Source organism: Alphaproteobacteria bacterium (assembly GCA_018662925.1).
Taxonomy (GTDB): Bacteria; Pseudomonadota; Alphaproteobacteria; order 16-39-46; family JABJFC01; genus JABJFC01.
Genome location: JABJFC010000044.1, coordinates 16,362 through 27,752, shown reverse-complemented (window position 1 = coordinate 27,752; position 11,391 = coordinate 16,362). Strand labels below are relative to the sequence as shown.

At 41.5% G+C, this 11,391-nt stretch carries 6 protein-coding genes and 1 tRNA gene; 5 read left to right on the top strand and 2 right to left on the bottom strand.

Annotation, left to right across the window (positions count from 1 at the left end):
* The first annotated feature begins 264 nt into the window (after positions 1 to 264).
* Positions 265 to 6,288: a hypothetical protein gene (locus tag HOL16_02935; protein ID MBT5389650.1), complete on the top strand. Its 6,024-nt coding sequence runs from the start codon at positions 265 to 267 to the stop codon at positions 6,286 to 6,288.
* Positions 6,289 to 6,490: 202 nt separating this feature from the next.
* Here the strand turns inward: HOL16_02935 and HOL16_02930 are convergent.
* A tRNA-Lys gene (locus HOL16_02930) sits at positions 6,491 to 6,566 on the bottom strand.
* An 81-nt stretch (positions 6,567 to 6,647) separates the two neighbouring features.
* A complete protein-coding gene (locus tag HOL16_02925; protein ID MBT5389649.1) occupies positions 6,648 to 7,889 on the bottom strand; it encodes a penicillin-binding protein activator in 1,242 nt (413 codons plus the stop codon).
* Here HOL16_02925 and rsmI point away from each other — a divergent pair.
* The 4 genes from rsmI (at position 7,877) to HOL16_02905 (ending at position 11,391) form a co-directional block, all read left to right on the top strand.
* A complete protein-coding gene (gene rsmI, locus HOL16_02920; GenBank protein MBT5389648.1) occupies positions 7,877 to 8,770 on the top strand; it encodes a 16S rRNA (cytidine(1402)-2'-O)-methyltransferase in 894 nt (297 codons plus the stop codon). The two genes, HOL16_02925 and rsmI, sit on opposite strands and share 13 nt — an antisense overlap.
* Before the next feature lie 100 nt (positions 8,771 to 8,870).
* A complete protein-coding gene (locus HOL16_02915; GenBank protein MBT5389647.1) occupies positions 8,871 to 9,296 on the top strand; it encodes a VOC family protein in 426 nt (141 codons plus the stop codon).
* 361 nt (positions 9,297 to 9,657) lie between these two features.
* A complete protein-coding gene (locus tag HOL16_02910; protein MBT5389646.1) occupies positions 9,658 to 10,620 on the top strand; it encodes an ABC transporter permease in 963 nt (320 codons plus the stop codon).
* Positions 10,621 to 11,391, top strand: coding sequence for an ABC transporter ATP-binding protein (locus tag HOL16_02905; GenBank protein MBT5389645.1), 771 nt, complete (start codon positions 10,621 to 10,623; stop codon positions 11,389 to 11,391). It abuts the gene before it with no gap.

Below are 11,391 nucleotides of genomic sequence, written 5' to 3'. Positions count from 1 at the left end.
TTTAGAGTAACTTTTAGCGCTTTGGGTCAATTATTGCTGATTTAAAAATTTAACACCTAAAAAAACTCGCGCTCGATCGAAAAAACTGCGTCCCCTTGAACTTGAAGGAGAAATGTAACTTCCTATCGCGGATTTTGGGGGGATATCAAAACTGAAGGCCAATTAAATTTTCAAGCAAAACATCATCTAAGGCAAAGCACAAAATCACAACTTCAATCGAAAAATGTGTCTCTGCAAGGAGAAAACTTAAGTATAAGAGGTTGGGTGGATGCAAAAGAGGCTGCTCATTTTTCTGGCAACTCACTCGAATTTGGGAGCAAATCAAGATTAAACGGTGGTGAATTCCAAGTTATGGGGGAGGATGTTACGTGTGAGAGCCATATAGAAGCAAAATCACTTATTTTTGATGTAAAGAATTTATCATTAGGATCTATTGCCTCTTTTGACGTAAATGGCCTTTTGCAAGTCAGAGCGAAAGATAGATTTGATGTTGCTTCAGGTGCTTTCTTTAAAATAGAAAATCTGTTTGTAGAATCATTAGAAGGAATTGTGGGGGGAAATTTTCAAGTCAAGGATACAACTCAATTCACAGGTTTTCACAACTTAAGTTTTGATGCAGATGCTTCTATGGACAGTGGGAGGATCTTCATAGAGACTCAAAGCTTAAAGTTGGAAGGAGCACTGAAATCGAGGAACATTCTAAAACTTTCCGCATCAGGAGGTCTTCATATTTACAATAGTGGAAAAGCTGAATCGGATGATGTTTTAGTAGTTGAGTCTAATGGACATTTTCTCAATCAAGGGAATGTTTCTGGAAAAACAGGAGTCTTTAAGGTCGATTCGCTAACAAATGAGAATAAAATAAAATTGGAGGAAAATTTGCAAATCGAGACTGAAGGACACTTTTGGAACAATGGAGGAGTACTAAAAGCCAAGAATGCAAGCATAACGTCTGGCTCATATGGAAACGTATTTGGAGGAAACATTGAAGTTGAGGAAGATTTAACAATTAATTCAGATTGGTACGCACTGAATTGTCTTTCTACTACGAATGCAAATCGGATAACGATAAATACTTCTCTGAATATGAATCTGATGGGGTATTTACACGGGAGGAGTCAGCTTACAACCAACTCTTTGATTGATCTGAACCTTTTGGGTATTCATCAGTCTTTCAGATATACTGCCAATTCATTTTATTCTGTTCAAGCAGGACTTTATATACCTTCTATTCCCTCTTGGGACGAGCTATTCCCTAAGGATGGACATTGGTACGATAGCCCTATTTTTAGTTCATTATATTCAGGAGTTATGGCTTATGCCCCATCAGGTGTTCGAAGTGGAGTAAATTTAGCACGAAGTTTGACACGCCTTCCAAGCATGTATCAACAAGGACAACGAATTTATAATTCTTCTTTTTCAAGAAAAGAGGATAAAAGAATGAGAATGAGTGAATTTGTCCAATTATTAACTGATACAAAGAATTTAGCAGTTTCTACATATAATGTTGCTTCAGAAATAAAAAAAGTTAGTGCAGAGGTAAAAAAGGTTACTTGGGATTCTTTATCACAGGAATCTCTAGATGCCATTAAGAATGGATTTAATAGTTCCCTTAAAAATCATAATGTTAAAGACTTGAGCAGGACCATTGGAAGTAAAGTCGGAGGTTGCATTGGTGAGATTGGTGCAAACGCTAGAAACGCAAAGGATAGCTTTAATGAATATGGAGGATTCAAAGGTATCGCGTGTCAACTCTATGATCAGCTTGAAGGGGAAACCTATAAAGAAAAGGCTAAAGGATTAACAACTCGGACTTTATCTCCAGCGTGTGATATCTCCTGGAAGGCAGGAAAAATTTTAGTTATGCCTTCTTATACTCAGGATAGTTTATTCGCGCATAATGCAGGATTTGTTTTCTCTGGTAACGTTTATCGTCGGAATATATGGGAAAATTCAAGTGGTTACACAAAAGCGGATACTGTAACATTAGATACATGGTATGGTCGAGATACGGGACATACAGTTGCAAATCGTTGGACTGTCAATGCAAAAGATTATCAGTTTGATGGAAGTGCTGACGTAGGAACGTGCATATGGAATATGGATTCTCTTCACTTCGGATCTGAAAGTTCAGTAAGAGCAAACAAACTGTCAATTGAAACAGGAACTTTTGACGGAATATGTGATTTAAAAGGAAAAAGCATAAAAGTTCATGCGGAGAAGGCAAACTTTGATAAGGAAAGCCTCTTTAAAGGAACAGATGTAAATGTATCTTTTGATAAAGGAACTTATGCTGCCAAGATAGTGGCCACTGCTCATGCATCTCTTCATAGTAAATCTGACGTTGATTTAGAAGCAGGTTCAGAGGTGAAGGGGGAGAAAAGTGCATCTGTAGTATCTGATACTAATGTAACCATTGGAGAAGGAGCCAGTGTTACATCACAAGGTCAAACTTATATAAAGGCGGATAGAGTTACAAATCACGGTGAAGTAACAGGTGGTAAACAGGCAATAGTAATAGGAGAGGAGGAAGCCCATAATTTTGGCACGGTCAAATCAACAGAAGTCGGGGGGTTAGTAGAAGTACGAGGGGCAAAAGTCCACAATGGTGGGAATATTAAAGCTGTTAGAGGAACAGCCGTTTTGACGACGAGAGAGCAGGCCGATCAAGATTCTGAAAGTCCAGGAGAATTACGAGGAAATGCCACAACATCTGAGAACTCCATTTTGGAAGGAGACTTTACGGTTGTAGAGGGCAAAAAGGTAGATCATTCTGGACAAGCATTTGGGATGAAGGAAGTTGCATTTATAGCAAGTGACAAAATAAATGTTCATGATACCTCCAGAGTAGAAGGACCTCGTGTTTATTTTGAAGCCAGGGTCATCAATGATGTTGAAGATCTTCTTGACGGAAAAGGATGTTATAAGGGATTAAAAGTTGGAGAGTTATTGGGTGTTAAAACTGGAGAAGCCGTTAATCTATCTCGGAAACATCATACAACTTTTAGCTTGGATTTAACTGGATCTCATGTTGAACTTGATCGGGGTGCTTCCTTAGAATCTGATAAATTTATTTCTGTGACTGCAACTGATGGAAGTATTATAAATCGGGCAGGTAAGATTAGAGGGGGAATTTTTACTAATCTAGAAGCAAGTCAAGATGTTATTAATGACCACTATGCACATCATTTTTTAGGACATATTGGGGATGGAAAATATTCTGATCAAGTTAAGTTTGATCAAGGAGAAGTTCTTGGGGGAAGTGGAAAAGAATATGAAGTTATAAATCCTGAGACTGGTGAAAAAGAGTTAATAAATGTTGGCCTTCGTGTAATGGCAGGTGGGAAGGTTATTAACAATGGATCTCGGTTTGCAAGTGGAGCGAGCAATATTATTGAAGGGGAAAAGGGAGTATATAGCAAGAGTGCATCTCACGAATATGTTTCCAAGGATGCGAAATATACAAAATGGTTGGTAAGTCACCATGACAAAGAAACAGACACCAATGTACAAACTGCCGATTTTGATTCAATAAATGGTAGAAATATTATAATGGCGCCTAATGGAGAGATTGTTTTTACAGGGGCTAGTTTAACGTCGAGATTAGGGAATGATTTTCTTGCGAGAAATGACATCATTCTCAAAGATGAGATTACAGAAAATACTGCAGTTCAAAGAAAGTCTAGTCTTCTAGCACTCTTTGGATCAAAATCTAAACAAACCACTGAGAAGTCAACACCAACAACTCTATTTGACATTGGTCGTTCACGAATGGTTTCTACTGAAGGGAATGTGGAATGTAAGGGAGTAAATATCCTTGGGCTGGGAAGCTTGTTAGCTAAAGGAAAAAATGTCACGTTTGAAACTTCAACTTTAAACCATAAATATTCTGATCGAAGTTATGGTTTTTCTCCGAGTGGGGTAGGTGTTGATTTTGCTAGAGCTTTATACAATGGAGATCAAGCTGGAAAAATGTTGGCAAGCCAGAATTCGCTCCTAAGTAGTTTGGATGACTGGGTAAATAGTAGCTCGGGAGTGGAGCACGCTGCTCATGGTTTTAATACAATTCAGGATGCGGTGAATTTTGGGCATAGTATCCGTAATGGTATCCAAAATGAGTGCTTACAAGGAGAGCTTCTTCAAAGATTAGGTCTTTCTGATGGAATTTTAGGCACTGTTCCTCTTAAATTCAGTGCTCAAAAGACTTCTGGGGCTTATCAGACTCAAGGTTCTGGAATGATTATGAAAGATTCGGTTACGATCATAGCAGATAAAGACGTTAAACTTGGGAATGGGATTTTTGTCAATGTGAATGAAGATATGAATGTTTCGGCCAAGCGATTCATTCAAGAAGGAGGACAACATGAATCTTCTCATCGCAGTGAGTCTGTTGAAGTGTCTTCAGATATTTTAGGTAATACAAGCGTGAATCACAGGCAGGAAAAAACACAAGCGACAGATGTTGTGATGCAGAATTTAAATGTTAGAGGTAATATTCATGTTGATGCTGAAGTTTGGGAGCAAAAAAATGCGACAGCTACTGCCATCACCGGTTCAGGAAAAGTTGATGTTCTAAATTCTACAAGTACCGTTAGTAAACATTCAGCTATGTCTGATAGCCAAGGAGCGTCGTCATCAGGCTTTGTAAGTTATTCACAAGATCGTGAAAAAACTGAAGTGGTTAAAGAAAAAAGTGGTGTGACCATCCAAAATCCGGACAGTGAGAATGGAATGAAAGTAGGAACTACTGTTTTAACCGGAGCTTTAGTAAATGGATTTTCTCCTGATAAAATAGTGAAAAATGATGTACAAGAAACAACAAAATCCCGTGGTTTTAGTGTTTCTGGTAGCTTAAAATCATTCATTCCTCAATCTCAGAGTGAGGATCAAGGAACTAATAAAGAAAAGGCACCTTTGAGTAAGCCATTATTCGAAGCAGTAAATTTATCGAAGAGTTCCAGAAATTTTAAGGCAGTTCATCATTCTGTAGTTTCCGATAAGGGCCCTGGGGAGTCTTCTTTAGTAGAAAGTGATGGCTATGAAGTGCTACAAGATACTCATAGCAACATTAAATTGAAAGTTCCCATCCTAAATAAAAAAGAATGGGATAGTGCTACTAAAAGTCCCAAAGAAACACAAAGTGTAAATACAACTTTGCATACATCTGAAAAAACTGAAGAGACAGAGCTGGATGATGTTGAAGCAGAGCAATTAAAAGATTTTACCGACTCGAACAGTGCCGTGGAGGAAACCCCGGGGGACATGTTAAGTGAAGGAGAAAACATACCTGTAGATCTTCGTTTTTCAGAAACTTCGGATGAAAACGAACAAAGCGAGATAAATTTTGCTGGAGATACACTAGATCTACAGAATATAGATTTAACCCTGTCGACACCCAATGGTTCAGTCCCTGTCAGTATAGATATAAATAATAGGAATGAGGAAGCTATAAATCTCTTCCAAGAAGATCACATGCCCAATGAAAGAAATTCCTCTGGCACTGGGTATTTTTCTGATGGAGATGATGAAAGCGGTTACATAAATACTTTTTCTCGTAATGTAGGAGAATACATACAAGATTGTGAAGGGCTTTCTACTGTGGCTCAAAGGTTAGCAACTTTTAATGAAAGTTATGTTGGACAGGCCATTGGTTCAGTTGATAACTATTTGATTGTTCCTATCTCTCATACAGCAGGAATGTTAACTGCAAATGGTCTTCGAACAAGTGGCTTGTGTTCTAAAGTAGTTGCACAAGATTTGGGTCAAACGACAGAATTACTTGTAGGATGGTTCTCTCCAGGTGCTATATCTAAAATTGCAAGTGTTTCGAAGTTTGGTAAACTTAGTAGAGGTATGTCTGCACTGGCTCTTGAAACTAGAGCAGTCTCAATTGCTAAAAAGACACATCTGAGCAAATTGGGGAGACGTGGTAAACAAGCACAGCTTAGAAGAATGGCGAAAGATCCTAAAATCGGAAGAAATATTAAGGGAGAAATCATTCATGCTATTAACCAAAAGAAGAGAGGAAAAAGAAACACTATACCTGTACCTAAGGGGCATGAACTTGCACATAAACGGGGACTTGAGGCTCAAAAAGGGTTTTCGTATAAGTATACTGACCTTAAAACTAAATCCGGGCATAGATTACAACATAAGAAAGACTTGGGAGGGCGGCTCAATAAAACGCCCTCATGCTATCCTAATCATAATTGGGAGGGTCACTTTGAAGGAAAATGTGGAGTAGATCACTATAAAAACTATTTGTCTTCACTAGAAAAAAAGAAGTAGTAAGAATCGTATGGTATAAGAGAAGTATTGATTTAAGGGTTAATTTTTCAATATAAGTTATGGAAAATGTTAAAAGGCGTAGACTGTGTTAAGGAAGAAATATTCTCCATATTGGGGAGGAGTAACAAATTTTTGCTGCTACCTATACGCTACCTGGATCAATATTTTCATTTTCCGAAATCATCGTATCCCTTACTCTCCCTGGTGGGCGCTATAGGATTCGAACCTATGACCCTCTGATTAAAAGTCAGATGCTCTACCAACTGAGCTAAGCGCCCGGGGTGGGGATTTTCCCGAAGGGAAAGATCAGGGTTATTTAGGAGATCCCGCGGGAATCTGTCAAGGGATAACGTGCTCTTTTATTGAAAAGAAAACAGCAAATCCGGATTGAGCAAATTGATTTCTTGATTGTCGCGGGAAACAGAAAGCTCATGGAATCCGGTGGGTGTGATTTCTATAATGGCCAGCTCTCGCTTAGGAATTCCTTCGGCATCAAATTTTAGCCTGCCGTCGAGGCCCGAAAAGCCCTGGATTTGTGTCAGTGTTTCCGAAACCGATTGATTTTCCTGTTCCGCAAGCTTTTTAGAAATATGGATGCCATCATAGCTGAGGTTCGCGAGTCGGAGAGGCGCTTCCTTATAATTGGCCTTATAAGTTTCTTCAAACGCACGCCGTTTTTTGAGGGGCGGGGCCACAAACCATGCGCCATAAAGATGTGGGTCTCTCAAAAGTGCGTCTTCATCCCATTGGCTGGTTCCCAATAGCCGCACCGAACGAATGCTTCCCCTATGAGGATCAGTTGATTCGGTGGCAATGTACTTCACGATTTGCGTGAGGGCATACCCTCCTTCAGGAATCAAAATGGCATCAATTTCTCGTAGGTCCAGTGAGGCTAGCTTATTCTTGATGGTATTGACGTCGCCTTCATAGGAAATAACTTCGTTGAGTCGCGCGGTTGGATTTTCTCGTAGAATGTCTTTTACCGTTTTTACAACCGTGTCTCCATAGGTATTCGTTGGAGCAACGATGACATACCGAAATAGCTTTTGCTCTAGGGCATAATTGAGAATTTGTTCAGTCTGTTCCCGGGGCGGATGGCCCATAACAAAAACATTGTCTCCTGCGACAGATGTATCATTGGAGAAAGACAAAACGGGAACGCCACTTCCCCAAGCCAAAGGGGTGACGGCTTTCACCTGATCAGACAGAAGGGGGCCCAAGATTAAGTCAGGCTGCTTTTTAAGGGCTGTTTGAACGGCAGCTTTTGCCCCTTCGACGCTCCCTTTAGTATCGTGGGGTGAGAACTCCACATTTTGACCTTCTGATTCAAAAAGACTGAGCTCAGCAGCCTTAAGCATAGATTTCCCTAATTTAGAGTGGGGGCCAGACAATGGCAAAAGTAAGGCAACTCGGAAGGGAACTTCCCGTTTAGAGCCAGCTTTTGAGAGAGAATCTTCCTTTTTCCGAAGAGGGTCTTGTACAGGAGCAGGCTCTTGACGTAATCTCTTGCTACAGCCCGAAAGGGAGAGGGCAGTGAGCAACCCTAAACAGCTCATTAGAAACAGAAAGCGTAGGCCCCTTAGTCGGCATGGAAAATTCAAAGTCTCCTCCTCGTTCTTACTTTTTACCTGACGTGACTATTATCCCAGGACTTTACATTGTCGCAACCCCTATTGGAAACATTTCTGATATTACCCTGCGGGCCCTTGCGACGTTGATCAAGGTTTCAACCATCGCTTGTGAAGATACACGGGTTACGAAAAAGCTCTTAGATTTCTATGATATAGAAACGCCTTACCTGTCTTATCATGAGCACAATGCCAATCAGCGCCGTCCCGAAATCCTGGACAAAATACATCAAGGGCATTCTGTGGCTCTCGTTTCCGATGCTGGCATGCCCCTTATATCTGACCCTGGTTACAAACTCATTCGGGACTGTATCCAGCAGGACATTCCCATAACCTGCCTGCCGGGGCCCACAGCCTCTTTAACGGGATTGGTTTTATCGGGCGCCCCTCCAGATCGGTTTATGTTCATGGGCTTCTTGCCGGACAAAAAGGCTGCTCGGCTTAAGGTGCTTCAAGAGATTCAAGATGTTCAAACGACTCTTATTTTCTATGAATCTCCGAAGCGACTCATAAAGAGTTTGGACGACATATCAGAGGTTCTAAAGGATCGTCCCGTCATCGTTGCCCGAGAGCTTACCAAATACTATGAGGAAATGCGCCGAGGGTTGCCAGGAGAGCTCAAGGATTTCTACGAGAAAAATGGAATCCCAAAGGGGGAAGCGGTTTTGGTGATTCACCCTCCTGGCGAGAAAAAATATACGATAGAAGAAATAGAAGCCCTTTTGAAGGAAGAGCTCAAAGCCCATTCCCTAAAAGATGCCGCCACCCATCTTGCCACAAAAACCGGCTGGCCTCGTCGGGAAATCTATAATCGTGGTTTAGAGTCTCGGGAGGCGTCAGAGAACTTGGAATAATGGTTTTTTATGAAACCAAGCTCTTTCTCCACAACTCATTGACTTCAAATGCTTTTGCTCCTAGCGTAAAGTCATAGAGAAATTTTAAAAGGAGCCGAACATGAGTGAACATGCCTATAAGCCTGGAACTCTTCCAGCCTTAACACCTTATTTGACAGTTCAGAACGCAGAGGATGCTATTTCTTTTTATAAAGAGGCTTTTGGATTTGAAGCTGCTGATGATCCCATGAAAAGTGAGAACGGACAAGTCGTTCATGCTCATATGAAATTGGGAGATGCCCATATTATGCTGGGGCCTGAAGGCGCATTTGATAAACCTAACAAGTCGCCAAAGTCCCTGAATATTTTGCCGCCCTCTGGATTATATGTGTACTGTTCAGATGTTGATGCCATGTACAAGAGGGCTTTAGGTGCTGGTGCCTCTTCTCTTATGGAGCCAGAAGATTCCTTTTGGGGAGACCGCATTTGCAAAGTGACTGATCGTGATGGTCATGAGTGGATGTTCGCTACCTTGATCAAGGAGTAGTAAAGATTGTCCTTTCGGATAGAAAGGACACAAAAAATTCTTGAGACATAGGTTACATTTTATCCAGTTGGAGGACGTGAGAGCGTCCTGCAACTTTGTAGAATGACAAATAACGATTTCTTCCCCTTGCTTCTTGCGCAAACCTCAGCGAAAATAAAAGAAAAACAATGTTTAGGGAGAGAAGAGGGGAATCGTGTTTGTAGCAACGGTTGAGACTCGTTTTGAGGCCAAGAACATCCTCCACATTAAAGCAGTGGGCAGATGGGTCGTATGGTCTATTAAAGAGGCAGACAGGACCTTGCGCCTCTTAAAGACTCAGAATGCAACTAAGGCTGTGCTAGATCTCTCTGCTGTTGAATCTATGGATACTACAGGTGGTCTCGTTATTGAGCGGACGTTGCAATCTCTTCAAAAGCACGGAATCTCGGTCCAATGTACAGGGGGCAACAAGGATGTTCGTGCTCTTATCAAGCAAGTTTCCCAGTATCCCATCGAGGACGTTCAGCCGCCCAAAAAATTGGGTTTTTGTTGTTATACGCTAAATCGCATAGGAAAAGCTGCCTTTGAACTTTCAATTCAATGCAAGGAGCTTTTGTCTTTTTTTGGAGAAATTGCCGTCGTATTTTGGGGAGCCATCAGACATCCCCGTAAATTTCGGCTGATTTCTTTGACACACCATATTGAAGATGTGGGAATGGATGCACTCCCCATCGTTGGGTTGATATCCTTTCTTATTGGTGTCGTGTTGGCATATCAGGGGGTGCACCAACTTGCCCGCTTTGGGGCCGAGATCTTCACCATCAACCTATTGGGCATTAGCATTCTACGGGAAGTCGGTGTTTTGATCACGTCCATTGTTGTAGCAGGTCGTTCGGGAAGTGCCTTTACGGCGCAAGTAGGTACCATGGTTCTGAATGAAGAGGTGAATGCCATGAAAACCATGGGGCTGGATCCCATGGAGTATCTGGTTGTTCCTCGGATCTTAGGTTTGGTGATAGCCTTGCCTTTCCTGACTTTTTTTGCTGATATTTTGGGTTTGATTGGGGGAAGCGTCATGCTCTCATTCTTGATCGACATTTCATTTGGTCAGATCATAGATCAGGTAAGACAAGCTGTGACACTGAAGACATTCTTCATTGGTCTTGTGAAGGCACCGGTTTTTGCCTTTTTGATTGCCATGGTGGGATGTTTTGAAGGACTCAAGGTAACCGGGAGTGCCGAAAGTGTTGGGCAACAAACGACGCGGTCTGTGGTGGAGGGCATTTTCTTAGTCATCATCTTTGATGCCCTCTTCTCTGTTGTTTTTTCACATATTGGATGGTAGATGGACAAACGAACCCAAGTCCCAATTATTCAAGTCCACAATTTAGTGAATGCCTTTGGCAAACAGATTGTCCATGATCTTTTGGATCTTACAATCTATCGCGGTGAAGTTTTAGGACTTGTGGGAGCTTCGGGCGCCGGTAAATCAGTCTTACTTCATACTATTTTGGGGCTTCATCGCCCAAGCGGAGGGGAAGTACGTATTCTAGGGAAAAATATAGCAGGCCTTTCCTTTAAAGAGCGTGCCCAAATTGATCAGCAATGTGGCGTACTTTTTCAAGGGGGAGCGCTTTTTAGTTCCTTGAGTGTTTCAGATAATATCCAAGTGCCTTTACGGGAGCTTGCTCGATTGAAGAAACCTCTAACAGAAGAGGTGGTTTTTCAAAAGCTTTCCATGGTGGGGCTTCCTGCGGCCACAGCGTTCAAATATCCCTCAGAATTATCGGGTGGCATGACCAAGAGGGCGGCATTGGCACGTGCTCTTGTCTTGGATCCGGAAATTCTCTTTTTGGATGAGCCTACTTCCGGTTTAGATCCAATTTCTGCGGGGGCTTTTGATAGCCTTATAAATGAGCTAAAATCTAATTTGAACTTAACCGTTGTTATGGTGACCCATGATTTAGATTCGTTGAAAACAATTTGCAATCGGATAGCGGTTCTTGTTGATAAACAAGTTATCGTCGGAACAGTGGATGAGATTATGGCAAATAAGAATCCTTGGATTCAAAAGTATTTCCACGGCGCACGGGCCAAAGCAGTATGGGGAGAGTAG